This window comes from Gymnodinialimonas ceratoperidinii (genome assembly GCF_019297855.1).
GTDB classification, from domain to species: domain Bacteria; phylum Pseudomonadota; class Alphaproteobacteria; order Rhodobacterales; family Rhodobacteraceae; genus Gymnodinialimonas; species Gymnodinialimonas ceratoperidinii.
In genome coordinates, this window is the sequence record NZ_CP079194.1 from 71,409 (window position 1) to 90,860 (window position 19,452).

The 19,452-nt window shown below is 64.6% G+C and carries 23 protein-coding genes; 7 read left to right on the forward strand and 16 right to left on the reverse strand.

Going from position 1 to position 19,452, the window contains the following annotated elements; all coding sequences use genetic code 11:
- Positions 1–17: 17 nt before the first annotated feature.
- From fmt to def (KYE46_RS00420), 4 genes are read right to left on the reverse strand one after another with little or no spacing between them, the layout of a single operon-like run.
- The gene (fmt, locus tag KYE46_RS00405; RefSeq protein WP_219002647.1) at positions 18–923 is read right to left on the reverse strand and encodes a methionyl-tRNA formyltransferase; all 906 of its coding nucleotides are present in this window, start codon (positions 921–923) and stop codon (positions 18–20) included.
- Positions 923–1,417, reverse strand: a complete 495-nt coding sequence (gene def, locus KYE46_RS00410; protein WP_219002649.1) for a peptide deformylase — start codon at positions 1,415–1,417, stop codon at positions 923–925. The genes fmt and def (KYE46_RS00410) overlap by 1 nt, the downstream gene beginning before the upstream one ends.
- Positions 1,407–1,892, reverse strand: coding sequence for a peptide deformylase (gene def / locus KYE46_RS00415; protein ID WP_219002650.1), 486 nt, complete (start codon positions 1,890–1,892; stop codon positions 1,407–1,409). Before def (KYE46_RS00415) ends, def (KYE46_RS00410) begins: the two co-directional genes overlap by 11 nt.
- A complete protein-coding gene (gene def / locus KYE46_RS00420) occupies positions 1,889–2,413 on the reverse strand; it encodes a peptide deformylase (protein ID WP_219002651.1) in 525 nt (174 codons plus the stop codon). The genes def (KYE46_RS00415) and def (KYE46_RS00420) overlap by 4 nt, the downstream gene beginning before the upstream one ends.
- 179 nt (positions 2,414–2,592) lie before the next feature.
- Here def (KYE46_RS00420) and KYE46_RS00425 point away from each other — a divergent pair, with 179 nt between their 5' ends.
- Positions 2,593–3,786 (forward strand): MalY/PatB family protein, encoded by a 1,194-nt coding sequence (locus KYE46_RS00425; protein ID WP_219002652.1) that lies wholly within the window; start codon positions 2,593–2,595, stop codon positions 3,784–3,786.
- Here KYE46_RS00425 and KYE46_RS00430 read toward each other — a convergent pair.
- Genes KYE46_RS00430 through mobA form a run of 3 tightly spaced genes read right to left on the reverse strand, consistent with a single transcriptional unit; the run spans position 3,737 to position 6,080 of the window.
- Entirely contained in the window at positions 3,737–4,657 is a 921-nt protein-coding gene (locus KYE46_RS00430; RefSeq protein WP_219002653.1) for a DMT family transporter, read from the reverse strand. The two genes, KYE46_RS00425 and KYE46_RS00430, sit on opposite strands and share 50 nt — an antisense overlap.
- Entirely contained in the window at positions 4,654–5,511 is an 858-nt protein-coding gene (locus KYE46_RS00435) for a molybdopterin guanine dinucleotide synthesis (RefSeq protein ID WP_219002654.1), read from the reverse strand. The genes KYE46_RS00430 and KYE46_RS00435 overlap by 4 nt, the downstream gene beginning before the upstream one ends.
- The gene (mobA, locus tag KYE46_RS00440) at positions 5,508–6,080 is read right to left on the reverse strand and encodes a molybdenum cofactor guanylyltransferase MobA (protein WP_247716878.1); all 573 of its coding nucleotides are present in this window, start codon (positions 6,078–6,080) and stop codon (positions 5,508–5,510) included. Before mobA ends, KYE46_RS00435 begins: the two co-directional genes overlap by 4 nt.
- A 53-nt stretch (positions 6,081–6,133) precedes the next feature.
- On the opposite strand from mobA, the gene KYE46_RS00445 reads away from it, so the two are divergent.
- Together KYE46_RS00445 and KYE46_RS00450 are read left to right on the forward strand one after the other, a co-directional pair.
- A complete protein-coding gene (locus KYE46_RS00445) occupies positions 6,134–6,859 on the forward strand; it encodes an AzlC family ABC transporter permease (RefSeq protein ID WP_219002655.1) in 726 nt (241 codons plus the stop codon).
- Entirely contained in the window at positions 6,856–7,197 is a 342-nt protein-coding gene (locus KYE46_RS00450) for an AzlD domain-containing protein (protein ID WP_219002656.1), read from the forward strand. The genes KYE46_RS00445 and KYE46_RS00450 overlap by 4 nt, the downstream gene beginning before the upstream one ends.
- 17 nt (positions 7,198–7,214) lie before the next feature.
- Here KYE46_RS00450 and KYE46_RS00455 read toward each other — a convergent pair whose 3' ends face one another.
- Positions 7,215–7,697 (reverse strand): Lrp/AsnC family transcriptional regulator, encoded by a 483-nt coding sequence (locus KYE46_RS00455; RefSeq protein WP_219002657.1) that lies wholly within the window; start codon positions 7,695–7,697, stop codon positions 7,215–7,217.
- A 119-nt stretch (positions 7,698–7,816) separates the two neighbouring features.
- On the opposite strand from KYE46_RS00455, the gene ald reads away from it, so the two are divergent.
- The gene (gene ald / locus KYE46_RS00460; protein ID WP_219002658.1) at positions 7,817–8,935 is read left to right on the forward strand and encodes an alanine dehydrogenase; all 1,119 of its coding nucleotides are present in this window, start codon (positions 7,817–7,819) and stop codon (positions 8,933–8,935) included.
- Between the two features lie 171 nt (positions 8,936–9,106).
- The gene (locus KYE46_RS00465; RefSeq protein WP_219002660.1) at positions 9,107–9,634 is read left to right on the forward strand and encodes a redoxin domain-containing protein; all 528 of its coding nucleotides are present in this window, start codon (positions 9,107–9,109) and stop codon (positions 9,632–9,634) included.
- A 66-nt stretch (positions 9,635–9,700) separates the two neighbouring features.
- Here KYE46_RS00465 and mscL read toward each other — a convergent pair whose 3' ends face one another.
- The gene (gene mscL, locus KYE46_RS00470) at positions 9,701–10,129 is read right to left on the reverse strand and encodes a large conductance mechanosensitive channel protein MscL (protein ID WP_219002662.1); all 429 of its coding nucleotides are present in this window, start codon (positions 10,127–10,129) and stop codon (positions 9,701–9,703) included.
- Between the two features lie 156 nt (positions 10,130–10,285).
- Between mscL and KYE46_RS00475 the strand changes: the two genes are divergently transcribed.
- On the forward strand, positions 10,286–10,990 hold the full coding sequence (locus tag KYE46_RS00475) for a glutathione S-transferase family protein (protein WP_219002664.1): 705 nt from the start codon (positions 10,286–10,288) through the stop codon (positions 10,988–10,990).
- Between the two features lie 76 nt (positions 10,991–11,066).
- On the opposite strand, the gene KYE46_RS00480 is transcribed toward KYE46_RS00475, so the two are convergent.
- The 3 genes from KYE46_RS00480 to pheS all read right to left on the reverse strand — a co-directional run bounded on the left by KYE46_RS00480 (position 11,067) and on the right by pheS (position 15,539).
- Positions 11,067–11,516, reverse strand: coding sequence for a YtoQ family protein (locus tag KYE46_RS00480; RefSeq protein ID WP_219002666.1), 450 nt, complete (start codon positions 11,514–11,516; stop codon positions 11,067–11,069).
- Between the two features lie 75 nt (positions 11,517–11,591).
- Entirely contained in the window at positions 11,592–14,033 is a 2,442-nt protein-coding gene (gene pheT / locus KYE46_RS00485) for a phenylalanine--tRNA ligase subunit beta (protein WP_346345215.1), read from the reverse strand.
- Between the two features lie 432 nt (positions 14,034–14,465).
- The gene (pheS, locus tag KYE46_RS00490; protein ID WP_428845067.1) at positions 14,466–15,539 is read right to left on the reverse strand and encodes a phenylalanine--tRNA ligase subunit alpha; all 1,074 of its coding nucleotides are present in this window, start codon (positions 15,537–15,539) and stop codon (positions 14,466–14,468) included.
- A 505-nt stretch (positions 15,540–16,044) separates the two neighbouring features.
- Here pheS and KYE46_RS00495 point away from each other — a divergent pair.
- Complete coding sequence (locus KYE46_RS00495; protein ID WP_219002668.1) at positions 16,045–16,815, forward strand: OmpA family protein; 771 nt, start codon at positions 16,045–16,047, stop codon at positions 16,813–16,815.
- Positions 16,816–16,907: 92 nt separating this feature from the next.
- Here KYE46_RS00495 and rplT read toward each other — a convergent pair whose 3' ends face one another.
- From rplT to pyk, 4 genes are all read right to left on the reverse strand, one after another.
- Positions 16,908–17,267 carry a 50S ribosomal protein L20 gene (gene rplT / locus KYE46_RS00500; protein WP_219002670.1) on the reverse strand — a complete coding sequence of 120 codons (360 nt, stop codon included), beginning with the start codon at positions 17,265–17,267 and terminating at the stop codon, positions 16,908–16,910.
- Positions 17,268–17,279: 12 nt separating this feature from the next.
- A complete protein-coding gene (gene rpmI, locus KYE46_RS00505; RefSeq protein ID WP_219002672.1) occupies positions 17,280–17,480 on the reverse strand; it encodes a 50S ribosomal protein L35 in 201 nt (66 codons plus the stop codon).
- 158 nt (positions 17,481–17,638) lie between these two features.
- Positions 17,639–17,875: a hypothetical protein gene (locus KYE46_RS00510; protein WP_219002675.1), complete on the reverse strand. Its 237-nt coding sequence runs from the start codon at positions 17,873–17,875 to the stop codon at positions 17,639–17,641.
- A complete protein-coding gene (pyk, locus tag KYE46_RS00515; RefSeq protein WP_219002676.1) occupies positions 17,872–19,320 on the reverse strand; it encodes a pyruvate kinase in 1,449 nt (482 codons plus the stop codon). Before pyk ends, KYE46_RS00510 begins: the two co-directional genes overlap by 4 nt.
- Positions 19,321–19,452: the final 132 nt, after the last annotated feature.

Below are 19,452 nucleotides of genomic sequence, written 5' to 3' on the forward strand. Positions count from 1 at the left end.
AGGCCACTGGGCCCGGTCTACTCCAAAACCGTGCCCGGCGCGATACGCGCACCCAAAAGCCAGTCCTTCACGTCCATCGCGCCCTTGCCCTCGGGCTGCACGCGGGTGATTTCCACCGCACCCTGCCCGCAGGCCACGGTGAGGCCTTCCAGCACCTCGCCCGGCGCGCCCTGCGCCTCAGCCTCTCGGCTCTGCAGCAGTTTCAACCGCTTGCCTGCCACCATCGTCCAGGCGCCCGGAAAGGGCGACAGACCGAGGATCTGCTTGTTGATATGGGGCGAAGGAGCCGACCAATCCACCCTCGCCTCGGCTTTATCGATCTTCGCGGCATAGGTGACGCCCGCCTCCGGCTGCGGCTCGGGCGTCAGGCTGTCCAATTGCGCCAAGGCCTCCACGATCGCCGCAGCCCCCATGGCCGACAGCCGATCATGCAGCGCGCCGGTCGTTTCTTCCGATCCGATCGCCGTCTCCCGACATAGCAGCACCGGACCGGTATCCAGCCCCGCCTCCATCTGCATGATGCAAACGCCGGTCTTCGCATCGCCAGCCATGATCGCCCGGTGGATCGGCGCAGCCCCGCGCCAGCGTGGCAGCAGAGAAGCATGGATATTGAGGCACTCGCGTTTCGGCGCGTCGAGCACCGCCTGCGGCAGGATCAACCCGTAGGCCACCACGACGGCGACATCCGCCTCCAGCGCCGCGAACTCCGCCTGCGCCTCCGCTCCCTTCAACGACACCGGATGCCGTATCGGCAGACCCAATGCCTCGGCGCGTGCCTGCACCGGGCTCGGGCGGTCCTTCTTGCCGCGTCCGGCCGGGCGCGGGGGCTGCGAATAGACGGCGGCGATCTCGTGGCCGGCCGCCACCAAGGCGTCCAGAACCGGGACCGAAAAGTCCGGCGTGCCCATGAAGACGATCCGCATCACACGCTCCTCCGCGACTTTTTCACCAGCATCTCGCGCTTCACGCGGCTCAGGTGGTCGATATACATCTTGCCGTTCAGGTGATCGATCTGGTGCTGAACCGAGGTCGCCCAGAGCCCCTCGAACTCCTGCCGCACCCGCATCCCGAGATGGTCCGTGAAGGCCACCGTAACCCGAGCCGGCCGGCTGATCTTGGCGTTGACGCCGGGCAGGTTGGGGGAGCCCTCGGGATAGGTGCTCACCTCTTCCGAAGCGCTGACGATCTCCGGGTCCGCCATGCGGATCGCCTGCCCCCGCTCCTCGCTCGCATCGACAACGGCCAGCCTCAGCATCACGCCAATCTGCGGCGCGGCGAGGCCCACACCCGGCATCGCATCCATCGTCTCGATCATGTCCTGCCAGATCTCGCGATGAGCCTCGGTGACCGTTCCCACGGGCGCGGCGGCGCTGCGCAGGCGCTTGTCGGGATAGGGAACGAACGGCCTAACCGGCATAGGCAGCCTCCAGTTCGGCGCGGCGCTCCGGGCTTTGATGGTCGAAGATCACCCGCCCGTCCAGATGATCCTGCTCATGCTGGATGCACCGCGCCAACGCGCCCGAGAACGTCTCTTCCCGGCGTGTCCCCTCTGCCGTGTCCCAGCGGAGCGTCACCGTCTCGGGGCGCGACACCGCCATCGGCAGGTCGGGGATGGAGAGGCATTGCTCCTCCATGACAGAGGTCTCGGCACTGCTGCTGACGATCTCCGGGTTGATGAAAGCCAAAGGCGTCGGCGCAGCTTCTTTCCAGGTGACATCCACCACGAAAACCCGCGCCAAAACACCGATCTGCGGCGCGGCCAGCCCGCGTCCCTTGGCAGCATACATCGTGTCGAAGAGGTCATCGACCAGACCGGCGACCGGCCCGTCCACCGGCGCGCAGACCTGCGACAGACGCGGGTCCGGCCACAGCAACACCGGCCTGACGCTCACGCGCCCTCACGCGCGCGGTCGCGCTTCAGCTTCACCATCTTGCGGGTGATGAGCTGCCGCTTCAGCCCGCTCAGGTAATCGATGAACAACTTGCCCTCGAGATGGTCGATCTCGTGCTGCACGCAGGTCGCCCAGAGCCCGTCGAAGGTCTCTTCCTGCTCGGCCCCGTTCAGGTCCATCCATCGCACGGTCACCGCTTCGGGCCGGGTCACGTCGGCGTAGACATCGGGGATCGACAGACAGCCCTCGTCATAGGTGCTCGTCTCATCCGACGAGGCCACCACGACCGGGTTGAACATCGCCAGCGGACGCGGCGCGGCATCGTCGCCCTTTTCGCAGTCGAGCACGATCAGCCGCTTGCCGATGCCCACCTGCGGCGCGGCCAGTCCGATGCCAGGCGCCTCGTACATCGTGGTCAGCATGTTGTCGGCCAGCGTCCGCAACGAATCTGACAGGTCGTCCACCGGTGTGGCGACCTTCTTCAGGCGGGGATCGGGATGGATCAGGATCGGAAGTTTCATGGCCGTCCATGTATGCGAAACACGTCAGCCTTGAAAGACCCCTGCTTTCCCCGTTCGTCAAATATCCCCGCCGGAGGCTCCCTCCGCCCGCCTCACGCCCCGTACTTCGCGGCTATCCCCTTGCAGCCCCTCCCCCAGACAGTAGGGTCTGAACAAACATTTCAAGGAGGCACGCCCACATGTCATTCGACGAGACCCAGAACGCGTCATTCGACGAGATCATCGACCGCCGCGGCACCCATAGCGTGAAATGGGACATGATGGAGACCCTCTACGGCGTCTCCGCGGAGGATGGCATCTCGATGTGGGTCGCCGACATGGACTTCCGCCCGCCCCAATGCGTGCAGGATGCCGTGAAGCAAATGCACGAGCACGGCGTCTACGGCTACTTTGGCGACGACAGCAAATACCGCGACGCGATCTGCTGGTGGATGCAGGAGCGCCATGGCTGGACCGTCGATCCGGCCCATATCTTCTCGACCCATGGTCTCGTGAATGGCACCGCCATGTGCCTCGACGCCTTCACCGAGAAAGGCGACGGCGTCGTCCTCTTCACGCCCGTCTACCACGCCTTCGCCAAGGTGATTAACGCCTCCGAGCGGGATCTTTGCGAGCTGGAGATGCCCATTGTCGACGGCCGCCTGACCCTCGATTTCGAGGCTTTCGACGCGCAGATGAAGGGTCACGAGAAGATGCTCATCCTCTGCTCCCCGCACAACCCCGGTGGCCGGGTCTGGACCCGCGAGGAGCTGGAGGGCGTGGCGGCCTTCGCCAAGCGCCACGACCTGATCCTTGTCTCCGACGAGATTCACCATGATCTGACCATGCCCGGTCAGCAGCACATTCCGATGGCCCATATCGACGGCATCGAAGATCGGCTGGTGATGATGACCGCCGCCACCAAGACCTTCAACATTGCCGGCAGCCACGTGGGCAACGTGATCATCGCCGACGACACCCTGCGCGCGCGCTTCGCCACCCGCATGGCCGCGCTCGGCATGTCGCCCAATTCCTTCGGGCTGCACATGGTCACCGCCGCCTATTCCCATGAAGGTGCCAAGTGGGTCGACGAGTTGCGTGACTATATCGCCGAGAACGCGCGCGTCTTCGACGAGGGGATCAACGCCATCCCTGGCCTGCGCTCGATGCCGCTGGAGGCGACTTACCTCGCCTGGGTCGATTTCGAGGGTACCGGCATGACCCGCGAGGAATTCACCGAACGGGTCACCAAGGAGGCGAAGATTGCCGTCAACTACGGCCCCACCTTCGGTAAGGGCGGCGACAGCTTCCTGCGTTTCAACATCGCCACGCCGCGCAGCGTGGTCAAGGAAGCGGTGGCGCGGATGCAGAACGCTTTCGGCGACCTTCAGTAACCCGCGCGCGCATCAGGTAGACGGCCAGTGCGGCCACGACGATCACCCCTCCGCCCAACATCATGGGCGTGGGGGCCTCTCCGATCCCGAGCCAGACCCAGAGCGGCCCCAACACGGTCTCCAGGAGCAAGAGCAGGCTCACATTCGCCGCCGCCGTATGGCGCGACGCCAGCGACAGGCAGTAGAAACTCACCGGCAAAACCACCGCCCCGGTCACGAAGATCGGCCAGAGGCTCGCCTCTCCCACCATCTGCGACGGTCCGGTCAGGACGATGCCAAGGGCCCCCGCTCCCAGCGCGCCAAGTCCGACCGAAGGCAAGATTGGTACAGTTGCGTGCTTACGGATCAGCACGAAGGATATCGCCAGACAGACGGCCACGCCGAGCCCGTAGAGCGCGCCGCGCAGCGCCGCCGCGTCCCAAGGTGCACCGGCCTCCGCCTTGCCGAGGACCGCCAGCGCGATCCCCGCCAATACCACCGCGATGGTGAGCCATGTGGCCCGCCCGGTGGCCTCGCCCATCAACAGCCATGCCAGCAGCGCCGAAATCACCGGCACCGTCGCCACCCCCAGCAGCACCGGCGTGGCTGGCGACCCGGCAATGCCGAAGGTGAACAGCATGCCGTTGATCCCCTGACACAGCGCAATCGCTAGGCCGCCCAAGGTCCACAGCGCCGCCAGATCACTCTGCCACTCTCCCGCGCGGCTGACCGCCCAAGCCGCGATTAGCACGCTCCCCATGAGGGTGGAGCGCCATGCCAGCATCTGCACGCCCTCCATCCCGGACAGCCGCATCAGCATCGCGTCGGGCGTCAGGACCAACGCCCCGAAGGCGGCGAGTGCCACCCCCTTGCCGGCCAGCCGCGCGCTCATCGGACCATGGCGTCCAGCAACGCCGCCTCATGGCCGAGCCCGAGGATCCAGCCCTCCTCCGCATCGCCTTCCTGCAACATCGCGGCGAGGTCATCGGCAGCAACCCCGGCGAATGCCTTGGCCACAAGACGCACCTGAACGGCGTCTAGGATCTCGCCCTTGCGAACCTGTGCCTTGATCGCGGCATCCAGCAGACCCGGATAGATCTCGGCGAGCACGATCGGAGTCTCGCCCGCCTCGAAGGGGCTGACAGAGAGATCGGCCCCATACCTCTCGCGCAATCGTTGCAGATGCGGCAGCCCCATCAGAACCTGTGACCCGACCGATCCGGTGGTGAACAGCTTCCAGCACGGCTGCGCGCGCGGCAATAGACGCTCAACCGCGCGCCGCTCCTTCATGCCATGCCCTTCTCGAAGCCGTCCCTTGGCGGGCAAATCAGTTGACGCGACGGTCGCAGGGCAACCCCAGAACGGCCCGACGCCGGGGAACATCGCGTTCAGCCGCAGCGCCACCTCCCATCGGTTGTTGCCGTTCTTCTCGTCATCCGTGATCGCCGCGGCCAGCCATTCCCAGACCGCGAAGGGATCATCCCGGCCGGTCACGGCACGTGCGAAGCCACGCGGATAGCCGAAGGGAAAATCGAAGCCGACAAGCACACGCCGCCCCGCCGCACGTAGCGCATCGATCCTCTCCGTCAGGAATGCCATCGCCGCGTGACGCGTGCGTTTGTAATGGACCGTCAGATCCGCGCCCTGGGCGATCCCGATGAAGATCGCGTCCTTTGTGGGCCGCGCCGGAGACGGGGTCGAGCGGGCGGACCAATCGACCATCATGACGGTGTCGAATGGCCTCACACCCAGGCCTCGGCGCGGGCCAGATCCTCGGGCGTGTTGATGTTGAAAAAGGGAGGCGGCGCCGTCTCGGGGAAATCGGCATAGGCGATGGCGTGGGTCTCCGCCCATGCCGTGACCTTGCGGCCGCCTCCCTCCAGATAGCCTTCCAGATCGTCGGCGAGCGTCACGTCCCACAGGGCGGTGGTGCCATGGGTCCCATCGGTCGTGCGTGCCATGACAATGGGAGCCGAGGCGCTCTGCAAGCGCGCCACGAGGTCCGGCGGCAGAAACGGCGTATCGACGGCCACGGTCAGGACCCGCGTCGCGCCTTCCTCCCGCGCCCACAGCATTGCGGAGAGAACGCCACTGAGCGGCCCGAGGCCGGGGCGCGTGTCCTCGACCTGCGGATACCCCTCCAACAGCATCGGGCCGTTTATCGCGAGCGCCGCCACCTGCGGCGCGATCCGATCCGCCACGTGCTGCCACAGAGGCTTTCCCGCCAGCAGCACATCGGGCTTTCCGCCACCGATCCGCCGCCCCGCGCCTCCCGCCAGAATCACGGCCGGGATATCCTTGCCAATTGTTTGCACTCACCCCTCCGCAGGTCTACCGATAGGCCATCCAACAAAGATACTGACGCACCATGGCAGCCGATACCACCACGATCCCCGCGCGCCAGCAGCGCAGCGCCTTCTGGCGCGGCATGCGTGACTGCGGCCCGTTCATGTTCGTCGCCGGTCCTTTCGGTATGCTGTTCGGCGTGGTCGCCACCGAGGCCGGTCTCGATCTGCTGCAAGTCATGGGCTTTTCGGTTGTCGTCATCGCGGGCGCGGCGCAATTCGCGGCGCTGCAACTGATGCTCGACGACGCGCCGACCGTGATCGTGATCCTCTCTGCCATCGCGGTGAACCTGCGCATGGCGATGTATTCCGCCTCGCTCGCGCCGCACCTCGGGCCGGCGCCGTTCTGGCAGCGCATCCTCGTGGGCTACATGAACGTCGATCAGACCTATGCCGTCTCGGTCCTGAAATACGAGGCCGAGCCCGAGATGAGCCTGCCGCAGAAGGCCAGCTACTTCTTCGGGACCTGCGTGCCCATCGTTCCGGTGTGGTACACCACGACCCTGATCGGAGCGCTTCTGGGGCAATCCATCCCCACGGACTGGGGTCTTCAGTTTGCCGTGCCGGTCACCTTCATTGCCCTCGTAGCTCCCGCGCTGCGCACCCCGGCCCACATCGCGGCGGCCGCGGCCTCCATCTTGTTGGCGCTGGCCTTCTCCGGGTTGCCTTACAACCTCGGCCTCATGCCCGCCGGCATCGGTGCGATGATCGTCGGTGCCGAGGTCGAACGTCGGATAGGGGCACGATGAACAACGGTCTGGCAAATTGGAGCAGCGCAGAAATCTGGTTCATCATCGCCGCCCTCGGCGTGGCAACCTTTGCGATCCGGCTCTCGTTCCTCGGGCTGATCGGCAACCGTGAGCTGCCCGAGTGGCTGTTGCGCCACCTGCGCTACACCCCCGTGGCGATCCTGCCCGCGTTGGTTACGCCGCTGGTTGTCTGGCCCGATGCACCCGATACCAGCCTCAGCCCGCCGCATCTGGCCGGAGCCGTCGCCGCCATGGCCGTCGGCTATTGGCGCAAGAGCCCGATCTGGGCCGTCGTCGCGGGCATGGCCACGTTCCTTCTGGTGCAAGCGCTGACCTGACCGTCGCGCGGGTCGTTCTACAGCGGCAAGGCCGTGGTCTTGAACACCGTTTTCAGCGCGAAGCTCGATTGCATCTGTGCCACGCCCGGCAGCCGGGCCAAATGCTGGCGGTGAATGCGTGCGAAATCCTCGGAATCCCGCGCGACGACCTTCAGCAGGTAATCCGCCGTCCCGGCCATCAGATGGCACTCCAGCACATCGTCCAACCGGACCACCGCCTTCTCGAACGCGTCGAAGGTCTCGTCCGACTGGCCCTGCAGCTTGATCTCCACGAAAACTGTGGTCACCCGCCCCACGGCCCGCGGGTTCACCAGCGCCACGTAATCCCGGATCACGCCCGATGCCTCCAGCCGCTGCACCCGCCGGTGACAGGCCGAGGGCGACAGGTTAACCTTCTCTGACAATTCCGCGTGGGTCATCCGACCGTGACGCTGCAAGGCGCGCAAAATCGACACATCCATATCGTCCAACTCGACTTCCGTGGTGATTTCTCGTGCCATTACCGCTCCCTGCGCAAATATCTCGCGTGTTATCGCTCACATCCGGGGCAGGTTTCAAAGCTTTTTCACCTGCACAGGCGTAAGCCCGTCCCACACGTTTGTTTTGGGAGGAACAACAGATGCACATTGGATGCCCCACAGAAATCAAACCGCAGGAATTCCGCGTCGGGATCACCCCTGCTGCCGCACGGGAAGCTGTCAGCCACGGCCACACAGTCACCATGCAGGCGGGCGCGGGCCTCGGCGCGGGTTTCACGGATGAGGATTACACCACCGCCGGCGCGCAGATCGCCCAGAGCGCCGAGGAGGTCTTTGCCAACGCCGAGATGATCGTGAAGGTGAAGGAACCCCAGGCAGTCGAACGCGCGATGCTGCGCAAGGGTCAGATCCTCTTCACCTACCTCCATCTGGCTCCCGACCCCGAGCAGACGGCGGATCTTCTGAAAAGCGGCGTCACCGCCATCGCCTATGAGACGGTGACCGACCGCAACGGCGGCTTGCCCCTGCTGGCCCCGATGTCCGAGGTCGCTGGCCGACTGGCGCCGCAGGTCGGCTCCTGGGCGCTGCAGAAAGCCAATGGCGGACGCGGCGTGCTGATGGGCGGTGTGCCCGGCGTCGGCCCGGCCGAGGTTCTGGTGATCGGCGGCGGTGTCGTCGGCACGCAAGCCGCCCGCGTGGCGGCAGGAATGGGCGCGGATGTCACCATTCTCGACCGGTCGATCCCGCGCCTGCGCTACCTCGATGACGTCTATCGCGGCGTCTTCAAGACCCGCTACGCCAGCGCCGATGCGACGGCCGATCTCATCACCCGCGCCGATATGGTGATCGGGGCGGTCCTGATCGCCGGTGCCGCCGCGCCGAAACTGGTGACGAAGGCTCAACTCTCGACCATGAAGCCCGGCGCGGTGATCGTCGACGTGGCTATCGACCAGGGCGGCTGCTTCGAGACCTCCAAGGCCACCACCCATCAGGATCCGATCTACGAGGTCGACGGCGTCGTGCATTACTGCGTTGCCAACATGCCCGGCGCCGTGGCCCGGACCTCGACGCTGGCCCTCGGCAACGCCACCATGCCCTTCATGCTGGCGCTGGCTGACAAGGGGTGGAAACAGGCCTGCGCCGATGATCCGCATCTTCTGGAGGGCCTCAACACCCACGAAGGCCAGCTGACAAACTACCCCGTGGGCAAGGCGCTTGGCATCGACGTGCTTTCGCCGTCCCTCGCGATCAAGGGCTGACTGCCTCTTGCTGCCCGCGTGCCGCATTGGCGCGCGGGCATGTTCTCCGCATCCATAGCCCGCGCAGCAGTTCCATCCCGCAGGATCCGCGTGTTAGGCACGCGACGTCAGGGCGAACTTTTTGCCCTCGCGTCCGTTGACCTGCTGAACCGCTCTAAAAGGAGACGCAGCATGCACAAGACGCTAGAAGCAGCCAGCAAGTTTGAAACGTTCGATCTGCCGAAACTCGGCGGTGGCACCCTCACCGTTGGCGCCCCGAGCGCGCCCTACGATTGGCAGATGATCGTGGTCTATCGCGGCAAACACTGCCCGATCTGCAAGACCTACCTGGGCGATCTGCAAAGCCAGCTTTCCGCCTTTCACGACAACAACGTAGAGGTCATCGCGATCTCGACCGATCCCGAGGAGAAGGCCGAGAGCTTTATCGGTGAAATCGGTCTGGAAGCGCCCGTGGGCTACGACCTGAGCCTCGATCGCGCCGCGTCGCTCGGGCTCTACGTGTCAGACCCGCGCAGCCCGCAGGAAACCGATCGGCCCTTTGCCGAACCCGGGCTGTTTGTGGTCAACGCTGACGGAGAGTTGCAGATCGTGGATATCTCCAATGCGCCCTTCGCCCGACCGGAGCTCGCGCGCGTGGCCAAGGGGCTTAGCTTCATCCGCGAAAAGGACTACCCGATCCGCGGCACCCACGCCGCCTGATCCGGCACAAAAAAGGGCCGGGGCGCGCAGTGCCGCCCCGGCCTTTCCCATTGACGATCCGGTCGCTCAACCGCGCGCCTTCAGGCTGTCGCGGATCTCCAGCAGAACGTCCAGCTGGCTCGGGCCGCTGTCGACTTCCGGCGCCACTTCGTCCGGCTTCTCCGCCGCCGCCTTCACCCGGTTCACCATCTTCACGAGCATGAAGACGACGAAGGCGATGATCAGGAAGTTGACGACCGCCATGATGAACTGACCCACGGCGAAGACCGGCACGCCCGCTTCCGTCGCGGCCTCGATGGAGGCAAACTCACCGTCGCCCAGAACGTAGAACCAGCCCGAGAAATCAATGCCCCCGGTGAAGAGAGCGATGATCGGGTTGATGATGTCGCCCACCAGCGACTGCACGATTGCCGTGAATGCCGCGCCGATGATGATACCAACGGCCATGTCCATCACATTGCCCTTGGCAATGAAATCCTTGAATTCGTTAATCATTTGGGTGTCCCAATCTCGTTTGATCCGCAGCGGAGGATTTCGTTGTCCTGCGCGCTTATGCACAAGCCCCCTCTCGCAAAGCCACATTCGCCGGGCTGGTAGCCTCAGGCAAGGGGACATATCTCGAGGCAGACGCATATTGGCAAGGACCACACGATGACCTCTCTCACAGATCACCCGATTAATTCCCGCTGGCCCGCCACCAATCCGGATGTGATCCAGCTCTACTCGTTTCCGACACCCAATGGCGTGAAGGTCTCCATCGCGCTGGAAGAAATGGGCCTGCCCTACGAGGTGCACCGCGTCACGCTCTCCGCCGCGGATGTGAAAAGCCCCGAGTTTCTGGCGCTGAACCCCAACAACAAGATCCCCGCGATCATCGATCCCAACGGCCCCGACGGCGCGCCGCTGGAACTGTGGGAATCCGGCGCGATCCTGATCTACCTCGCCGAGAAATCAGGCAAGCTGCTCGGCACGACCGCCGCGCAGAAATACGAGATCATCAAGTGGGTGATGTTCCAGATGGGAGGCCTCGGCCCGATGCTCGGCCAATTGGGCTACTTCTCGAAATATGCGGGTTCCGAAATCGAAGACCCGCGCCCGAAGGAGCGCTTCGTGGTAGAGGCAAAGCGCCTGCTCGCAGTGCTGGAGAAACACCTCTCGGACCGTGTCTGGATGGTCGGGGAAGAATACTCCATCGCCGACATCGCCATCGCCCCTTGGCTCGCCGCGCTGGATTTCTACGGCACGCAGGAGGCGGTCGGCTGGCACGACCTCACCCACCTTCCCGCCTACCTCGATCGCTTCAACACCCGCGACGCGGTGAAGGTCGGACGCGTCACGCCACCCCGCGAAGTCTGACGCGCCCCGAGAGACAGAAAAGGCGCGCCGGTCCTCCGACGCGCCTTTATCTTCCAGCCAACAACAATCCTCGGGTTCAGCCCGGCAAGGACCCGTTCAGAACATAGCGCAGGATCTGAACCACCTGCTCAGGCTCCTCCGCCGTGGCAAGCGCCGCGGCATGGACCTCTTTCAACGCATGCTGATGCTCCGGCATCGACAGCACGATCAGCGATTTGCCAAGCGCACTGGCGTAGCCCGCGTCAAACGCCGCGTTCCACTGCTTGTACTTCTCTCCGAACCGCACAACGACAACGTCGGCCTTCTCGATCCCGAGGCGCGTGCGAATGGCATTCACCTTCGCGCCCTTGTGGTCATGCCAATACTTGTTCGGCTCTTCGCCGAGGATCGCCACGCCGCAATCATCGCTCGCCGCATGATCCGTCACGGGGCCGGAGAACGTCACATCCAGCCCCTCCGCGCCGGTCACGATCTGCTCGCGCCAATCGGTGTGGATTTCTCCCGACAGATAGACATTGAGTGCCATCCTTCGCTCCTTCATCTTGGCCAATACAACTCATTCAACCGCAGCCACGGCCACCCGCTCCCGGCTCCATCGCGATCAGCCGCGCAGCACGCCACCCGTCGCCTTGGAGACCTTGGCGACAACCTTGCCGGCCACCAATTCGATGTCCTCTTCGGTCAGCGTCTTGTCTTTCGGCTGCATCCGCACCGCGATGGCGATGGACTTGTTGCCCTCGCCCAGCGATCCGCCAATGAACTCGTCGAAGACAGCCACATCCGAGATCAGCGCCTTGTCCGCGCCCGCCGCCGCGTTTACCACGTCCAGCGCGGCCACGTCCGCGGGCACCACGAAGGCGAAGTCCCGCTCCACCGCCTGCAGGTCCGACATGGTCACGGCCCCACGCGTGGCGCTCGTGCTGCGAGGAAGCGGCACCGCCTCGGGGAAGATCGTGAACGCCATCGCCGGTCCCTTCACATCCATCGCGGCCAGCACCTTGGGGTGGATCTCGCCGAACACGCCCAGCACTTTCTTCGGGCCAAGGCAGATCATCCCGTGACGCCCCGGATGCCATTGATCCCCCGCCCCGCGCAGGATCTGCGCTTTCGCGGGCGCACCGATGGCCGAGAGCACCGCCTCGGCATCGGCCTTCACGTCAAACACATCGACCGCACGCCGCGCGCCATGAGGGTCACGCGGGCCGGTGTGGCCGACCAGAAGACCGGTTGCGACCAGATGCTGTTCACCGGGCTCACCGCCTTCAAACGCGGCACCCACCTCGAAGAGCGCGAGGTCCATCCGGCCGCGCGCCTGGTTGCGGGCCGCGGCCTGCAACAGACCGGGCAGCACAGCGGGGCGCATGTGCGACATCTCGGAGGAGATCGGGTTCTCCAGCATCACGTCATCGGAGCCGCCGCCGAACAGCTCGGCGCTGGCCTTGTCGATGAAGGAGTAGGTCACGCATTCGTTGTAGCCGAGTGCCGCAATCGTCCGGCGCGCGGCACGTTCACGCTTCTGCATCGGGGTCAGCACCGGGGCCGGAACACCCGGCTCCCGCGGCAGAGGCTGCGGCTCCAACTGTGAAAGAGACGTCACGCGCGCGACTTCTTCTACAAGATCAGCTTCGCCATGCACGTCGCGACGCCAGCTTGGGACGGCCACTTCCAGCACGTCCTCGCCACTGACCTCGAAGCCCAGCGCCGTCAGGATGCGCGCCTGTTCATCGGCGGCCACGTCCATGCCGACAAGCGACTTCACCCGGTCGGGCCGCAGCGTATAGCTCCGCGCGGTGTCGAGCGCGGCGCCGGCTTCCACGACCTCTGAAGCCTCGCCGCCGCAAAGCTCCAGCACCATTTGCGTCGCCGCATGCAGGCCGGGTAGCGTGTAGTCCGGATCGACCCCACGCTCGAAACGGTAGCGCGCGTCGGAGTTGATTTTCAGCGCGCGGCCTGCGTAGGCGATGGCCACCGGGTCCCACCAGGCGCTCTCGAGGAAGACGTTCACCGTCTCCTCGGTGCAGCCGGTCTCGGCGCCGCCCATGATGCCGGCGATGCTTTCGGGTCCCTTGTCGTCGCTGATGACCATGTGCCCCTCGGGGAGCTTGTAGGTCTTCTCGTCCAGCGCCTCGATTTCCTCGCCGCCTGCGGCCTTGTGCACCCGCAGGTTGCCCGAAACCTTGTCGGCGTCGAAGACGTGGAGCGGCCGGTTCTGGTCGAAGGTGAAATAGTTGGTGATATCCACCAGCGCCGAGATCGGTCGTAACCCGATGGCGCGCAGGCGGTCCTGCAACCACGCGGGGCTCGGGCCGTTCTTGACGCCCCGGATCAGCCGCCCGGTGAAATGCGGCGCGGAGGCCAGCGTATCGGCGTCGATAGTGACGTTGATCGGGCTCTTGAAGCTGCCCTTGATCTCGCTTGGCTCGTGAGGCTTCAGCACCCCCACGCCGCGCGCCGCGAGGTCCCGCGCGATGCCGCGGATGCCGAGCGCGTCCTGACGGTTCGGGGTGATCGCGATCTCGATTACCGGGTCGACCTTGGCCGGATCATGCTTGGCGAGCCAGTCGACGAACTTCTGGCCGACGGTCGCATCCTCTAGCTCGATGATCCCGTCATGCTCGTCCGAGAGCATCAACTCGCGCTCCGAGGCCATCATCCCGAAGCTCTCGATCCCGCGGATCTTGCCGACGCCGATGGTGATGTCGAGGCCGGGGATATAGTCGCCGGGCTTGGCGAGCACGACGTGGATGCCCTCGCGCGCGTTGGGGGCGCCACAGATGATCTGCTGCACGCCGTCCTCGGTCTCGACCTGGCAGACGCGCAGGCGGTCGGCCTCGGGGTGCTTCTCGGCGGATTTGACATGGGCGATGGTGAAATTCGCCAGCGCCGCCGCGCGATCCTCCACGCCTTCGACCTCGAGCCCGAGGTCCGTCAGGGCATCGGTGATTTCAGTGACCGTCGCCTCGGTGTCGAGGTGATCTTTCAGCCAGGAGAGGGTGAATTTCATGTCATTGTCTTTCACGTTGAGCGAGAACCGTTCCGCCATCAGGTGCGGAAGCGAGCAAGCCTTGCCCTAATTTTTATTGAAGTGCTCTACGAACACCCGCCATCCCTCGTTGGGAGTAAATTTCCGATCAAAGCTCTCTAGCTTTTCGGACGCCGATCCAAACTGCTGTGCGAACGCCTTCTTCCCATGCATCCAACCGTCATACATTCGCCGAAGCTGTTTCTGCGCCTGATATTGGTCGTCGAAGTGGTCCGGCGCTAGGAGATCGTTTGATTCAAGGAACTGCAAGTGGTCCTTTGCTACACGATAGCTAGCCCGCAAACCCTCGATAGACGATGCTAGGTCCGGTGCAACCGTCGTCCTCACGGCAGTTTTAAATTCCTTCCCCAAGTACTCCATCGCCAGCAAATTTTGCTGCACAAGCTTTACATGTTCAAACCTCTGCCTCTTCCAAAACCAACCGAACACCGCTCAAACCCCCGCATGGATCGTCGGCACTTCCAGCGCGCCGAAGCCGTAGTGCTTCAACCACCGCAGATCGCTGTTGAAGAAGTCGCGCAGGTCGGGGATTCCGTATTTCAGCATCGCAATGCGGTCGATGCCCATCCCAAACGCAAAGCCCTGGAACTCCGCCGGGTCGATGCCACCGGCCTCCAGCACCTTGGGATGCACCATGCCGCTGCCGAGGATCTCCAGCCAATCGTCGCCCTCGCCGACCTTCACCGTGCCGCCCTCGAAGCTGCACTGGATGTCGACCTCGGCGCCCGGCTCGACGAAGGGGAAATGCGAGGCGCGGAAGCGGGTTTTCACCTTGGTGCCGAAGAAGGCGGAGTAGAACTCTTCCAGCACCCATTTCAGGTTCGCCATGGAGATGTCACGGCCCAGAACCAGCCCCTCGACCTGATGGAACATCGGCGTGTGGGTCTGGTCGTAATCGGCGCGGTAGACGCGGCCCGGCGCGATGATCCGGCAGGGGGCGCCGTGCTTCTCCATGTGGCGGATCTGCACCGGCGAGGTATGGGTCCGCAGCACGTGGGGCGGGCGGTCATCGCCCTCGGCGCGGTGCGTGTAGAACGTGTCCATCTCGGCCCGCGCGGGGTGGTGGCCCGGGATGTTGAGCGCGTCGAAGTTGTAGAAATCCGTCTCGATCTGAGGGCCTTCCGCGACCGAGAAGCCCATGTCGGCGAAGATCGCGGTGACCTCCTCCATGACCTGGCTGACGGGGTGGATCGTGCCGACACGCTGCGGCCGCGCGGGAAGCGTCACATCTAGCCATTCGGCCTTCAGGCGCTCGTCCAGCGCGGCGTCGGCAAGGCCTGCCTTCTTCGCGGTGATGGCGGCGTTGACCTCGTCCTTCAGAGCGTTGAGCGCGGGGCCGGCGACCTGCCGCTCCTCGGGCGTCATCTTGCCCAGCTCGCGCATCTTCAGCGAGATCTCACCCTTCTTGCCCAGCGCCGCGACGCGAAGCTCCTCAAGCGTCGCCTCGTCCGAGGCGTCCCCGATGCGGCCAATCCAGCTGCTTCGCAGTTCGTTCAAGCCGTCCATTTTCGCGCGCTCCCGCCTCTTAATTCCGGGGAAATCCCTATGCGGGAGAAGGGCGGAATGCAAGCTGGCCCCCGCGTGCCGCCGCATTCTCGCCACAATTGCCGTTGCCTGCCGGGTTGGACGGTCCATTGCCCGTCTCAACAGGCCAAGTAACTCAATATTAACCTTTATTGGCAATGCTAGGCCCGCCGACGCACCCGGAGGAAGGAGGCTTTCATGCAACGGCTTCAATCTAGGATCAGCCTCGAAAGCTGCAAATCGTTGACTGAATCGCGGCTTGGCCTCAGCCTTCTCGGCAAGCCGGGCACCAAAGCATCGGCAGATTTGAGCAGGTACACGTGGGAAAGTTGACCTACAGGCGTTCCGGGTAGTTCCCCGACGCTTGCCTCACCCATGGGGTGGACCGGTGCAGGGCAGCACCCGAGATCCTTCGCCCGTGTATCCACAGCGCACCCGGACGACCCGCCCCGCGCGGCGCTTCGTCTGTACGAACGGAGTTTGGCTGATGGCGACCCGAGAAGACGACCAGAGCGGAACGAACGAGGCGGAGCAGAACAGCACCGAGCCGCGCAAGCTGATCACGCCACCCCTGCTGATGTTGACAGCGGTCGTCCTCACCCTGTCGGCCGTGGTCGGCGGCCTGTTGGTGACGCGCCAGCCTTCGGCCCCGCTGCCCATCGTCGAGTTCACCCCCCGCCTCGGCCTGACGCCTGATGTTGAGATCCGGGATGACCGTGACGGTCATTCAGCAGCCTCCATCGACGCGGAGGCTCTACCGGGCGAACTCCAGCACGAGCGTGCGGAAGCGCCCCTGGCCGTGGGCGAGGTGATCCTCACCTCCCTCTCGCTGGAAGACACCGCCGCGCATGGCTCCCGCGACGCGGACGCCATGGAGGCCGCGACCGAAACCTGTCGAGAGGCCCTGCAGGACGTGGCGGAGCGGTTGGCGATCCGCTTCCCGGCAGGCTCCACCGCCGCGGCCCCGGGCGATCTGGAAGCCGCGCGGGCTTTCGCGCAACACGCCACGTCATGTGACGGCATTCGCATCATGGTGCGCGGGCATTCGGACGCGACGGGCGACGAGACACACAATCTCACCCTGTCCTGGGAACGCGCGGAGTCGGTGATCGCCGCCCTTGGCGCTGCCGGGCTGGACACCAGCCGTTTCGATCCCATCGGCTTCGGCTCTCGCAGATTGTCTCCCGGCGCACCGACTGAGCGTGCAGATGCCCTGAGCCGCCGGGTCGAGTTCGCGGTCTTGCCGCAGTATCACTAACCCCTACCCGCCCGTCGCGGCAGACAAGAAAAAAACCCCGCGGTGCCGGTCGGCACCACGGGGCTCATTATTCTTGAAACGATATGGGAGGCTTACAGCGCCGCCTTCGCCTGATCGACAATCGCGCTGAACGCGTCGGGCTCGTGCACGGCCAGATCGGCCAGAACCTTACGGTCCACCTCGATCCCGGCTTTCGCCAGACCGTTGATGAAGCGCGAGTATGTCAGCGCCTCGTCATGGGCACGCACGGCTGCGTTGATCCGCTGGATCCACAGGGCGCGGAACTGGCGCTTGCGGGCCTTCCGGTCGCGCGTTGCGTATTGGTTCGCCTTGTCGACGGCCTGAGTCGCGGTGCGGAAGTTCGTCGAACGCGCGCCATAGTAACCCTTGGCTGCGTCGATGACTTTCTTGTGGCGACGGTGAGTGACGGTTCCACCTTTGGTACGGGACATATCAGCGGCTCCTTAGCGGTCGTAGGGCATGTAGGATTTGACGATCTTCTGGTCGGGTGCGGACAATTCCTGCATCCCGCGCGCATTGCGGAGGAACTTGTTCGACCGCTTGATCATCCCGTGCTGTTTGCCTGCCTGTGCAGCCATCACCTTGCCGGTGCCAGTCACCTTGAAGCGCTTCTTGGCGCTCGACTTCGTCTTCATCTTCGGCATTTCCAACTCCTATATTGTCGAGTGGTTCAGGCGCGCGTCGGCATGCCGTTTCTGGCCGGACGCACCGTAGGAAGCGGTCGTTTAGGACGAAGCGAGGATTTGCGCAAGATAAAAGCCACGCCCCGCGCCATCGGCGCCCTATTTGGCACGTCCCGCCGTCAGTTCAGGATCCGCGCCGCGACCGAAATGAAGGCATCGGGGATGTCCAATGGCTCCAGCCCGCCCGGTTCGCTGTCATGGACGTAATAAACAAGGCCCAAGGCGATGGCGAAGGAGATGAGGGCCACGATCGGCCAGCGCTTCATCGTCCAGGCCGCGACGATGGACGAGAACGACAAGATCCCGACCATCGTGGCGATCACCAGAAGGATATCTGCGCTGACCGGAATCGTCATTCCAGTTCGGACGCGAAGATCAGCCGCTCGTCGCAGGGGGCGATTCGCAGGATGTTGGTGGAGCCGGACTGGCCGAAGGGCACGCCCGCGGTGACGACGATCTGATCCGATTCCTCGGCCATCCCCTCTGCCGTGGCCGCGCGCACGGCGTTGATCACGGCCTCCTTGAAGCGGCCCACGGTGCCGACCTTGACGCAATGACAACCCCAGGTCAGGCACATCCGCCGCGCGGTCGCCTGGCGGGAGGTCAGGGCGAGGATGGGCACATTGGGACGCTCGCGCGCCGTCAGGGACGCGGTGGAACCGGATTCGGAGAAGCAGCAGATCAGCTTGATGTTCGTCGTCTCGGCGATTTCACGCGCCGCGGATACGATGGCATCGGCGACGGTTTCCTTCTCTCCCCCACGGCTGGCCTCGACGACCTCGCGGTAGGTGGGGTCGCTTTCGACCTCGACAGCCACGTTGTTCATGGTCGTCACGGCCTCGATCGGGAAGTCGCCGGCCGCGGATTCCGCGCTGAGCATGACGGCATCGGCGCCCTCGTAGATCGCGGCCGCGACGTCAGAGACCTCGGCGCGCGTCGGCATCGGGCTTTCGATCATGCTCTCGAGCATCTGCGTCGCAACGATGACCGGCTTGGCGGCGTGACGGCACTGACGGACAAGCCGCTTCTGGATCGGCGGCACGTTCTGGACCGGAAGCTCGACCCCGAGATCACCGCGGGCGACCATGATGCCGTCGGAGGCTTCGAGGATCTCGGCGAAATTCTTGACCGCAGAGGGCTTCTCGATTTTCGACAGGATCGCGGCCCGGCCCTTGGCCAGTTTGCGCGCCTCCTCAACATCATCCTTGCGCTGCACGAAAGAGAGCGCCAGCCAATCAACGCCCAACTCGCAAACGAACTCCAAGTCCTTGCGGTCTTTCTCGGAGAGCGCGGCAAGCGGCAGCACCACGTCGGGGACGTTCACCCCCTTGCGGTTCGAGATGCGCCCGCCCGCGATCACCTCGCAGTTCGCGAAATCCTTGCCGCATTCGATGACCTTCACGCGGATCTTGCCATCGTTGATGAGCAGATGCGCGCCCGGCTCCAGTGCGGCGAAGATCTCGGTATGGGGCAGCTGCACACGGGTCGCATCGCCGGGCGTGTCGTCGAGGTCCATGCGGAACGTCTCGCCGACTTCGAGATCGTAGCCTTCGTCGTTGTCGAACACGCCGACGCGCAATTTCGGCCCCTGAAGGTCGGCGAGAATGGCGATCGGCTGGCCGATGTCGGCTTCGATCTGGCGGATGATGCCGTGACGGATCGCGATCTCGGCGTGATCCCCGTGGGACATGTTCAGGCGAAACACATCGGCGCCCGCCTCGTGCAGCGCCCGGATCATCTCATAATCATCGGACGCAGGGCCAAGGGTGGCTACGATCTTGACGTTACGGTCGCGTTTCATTGGCTCTTTCGTCCTTTTTTGTGCTTGGGGCACCGCTTTCATGGCGATGTTTGCGCTATCATTTGCGCCGTTGCCCCGTATTGACCCAAAAAGCGCGTTCGAACAACCGGGCAGAGCGCTGGCGTTTGGCCG

What these genes read in the sequence shown, in the direction of transcription:
- KYE46_RS00495 (WP_219002668.1), top strand. Translation starts at nt 16,045, where the DNA reads ATGGCGACCCGAGAAGACGACCAGAGCGGAACGAACGAGGCGGAGCAG.
- pheS (WP_428845067.1), bottom strand. Translation starts at nt 15,539, where the DNA reads ATGGACGGCTTGAACGAACTGCGAAGCAGCTGGATTGGCCGCATCGGG.
- KYE46_RS00480 (WP_219002666.1), bottom strand. Translation starts at nt 11,516, where the DNA reads ATGGCACTCAATGTCTATCTGTCGGGAGAAATCCACACCGATTGGCGC.
- rplT (WP_219002670.1), bottom strand. Translation starts at nt 17,267, where the DNA reads ATGTCCCGTACCAAAGGTGGAACCGTCACTCACCGTCGCCACAAGAAA.
- mscL (WP_219002662.1), bottom strand. Translation starts at nt 10,129, where the DNA reads ATGATTAACGAATTCAAGGATTTCATTGCCAAGGGCAATGTGATGGAC.
- KYE46_RS00430 (WP_219002653.1), bottom strand. Translation starts at nt 4,657, where the DNA reads ATGAGCGCGCGGCTGGCCGGCAAGGGGGTGGCACTCGCCGCCTTCGGG.
- def (WP_219002651.1), bottom strand. Translation starts at nt 2,413, where the DNA reads ATGAAACTTCCGATCCTGATCCATCCCGATCCCCGCCTGAAGAAGGTC.
- pheT (WP_346345215.1), bottom strand. Translation starts at nt 14,033, where the DNA reads ATGGCGGAACGGTTCTCGCTCAACGTGAAAGACAATGACATGAAATTC.
- KYE46_RS00450 (WP_219002656.1), top strand. Translation starts at nt 6,856, where the DNA reads ATGAACAACGGTCTGGCAAATTGGAGCAGCGCAGAAATCTGGTTCATC.
- KYE46_RS00445 (WP_219002655.1), top strand. Translation starts at nt 6,134, where the DNA reads ATGGCAGCCGATACCACCACGATCCCCGCGCGCCAGCAGCGCAGCGCC.
- fmt (WP_219002647.1), bottom strand. Translation starts at nt 923, where the DNA reads ATGCGGATCGTCTTCATGGGCACGCCGGACTTTTCGGTCCCGGTTCTG.
- KYE46_RS00455 (WP_219002657.1), bottom strand. Translation starts at nt 7,697, where the DNA reads ATGGCACGAGAAATCACCACGGAAGTCGAGTTGGACGATATGGATGTG.
- KYE46_RS00510 (WP_219002675.1), bottom strand. Translation starts at nt 17,875, where the DNA reads ATGACGATTCCGGTCAGCGCAGATATCCTTCTGGTGATCGCCACGATG.
- def (WP_219002649.1), bottom strand. Translation starts at nt 1,417, where the DNA reads ATGCCGGTTAGGCCGTTCGTTCCCTATCCCGACAAGCGCCTGCGCAGC.
- rpmI (WP_219002672.1), bottom strand. Translation starts at nt 17,480, where the DNA reads ATGCCGAAGATGAAGACGAAGTCGAGCGCCAAGAAGCGCTTCAAGGTG.
- KYE46_RS00425 (WP_219002652.1), top strand. Translation starts at nt 2,593, where the DNA reads ATGTCATTCGACGAGACCCAGAACGCGTCATTCGACGAGATCATCGAC.
- ald (WP_219002658.1), top strand. Translation starts at nt 7,817, where the DNA reads ATGCACATTGGATGCCCCACAGAAATCAAACCGCAGGAATTCCGCGTC.
- KYE46_RS00475 (WP_219002664.1), top strand. Translation starts at nt 10,286, where the DNA reads ATGACCTCTCTCACAGATCACCCGATTAATTCCCGCTGGCCCGCCACC.
- KYE46_RS00465 (WP_219002660.1), top strand. Translation starts at nt 9,107, where the DNA reads ATGCACAAGACGCTAGAAGCAGCCAGCAAGTTTGAAACGTTCGATCTG.
- pyk (WP_219002676.1), bottom strand. Translation starts at nt 19,320, where the DNA reads ATGAAACGCGACCGTAACGTCAAGATCGTAGCCACCCTTGGCCCTGCG.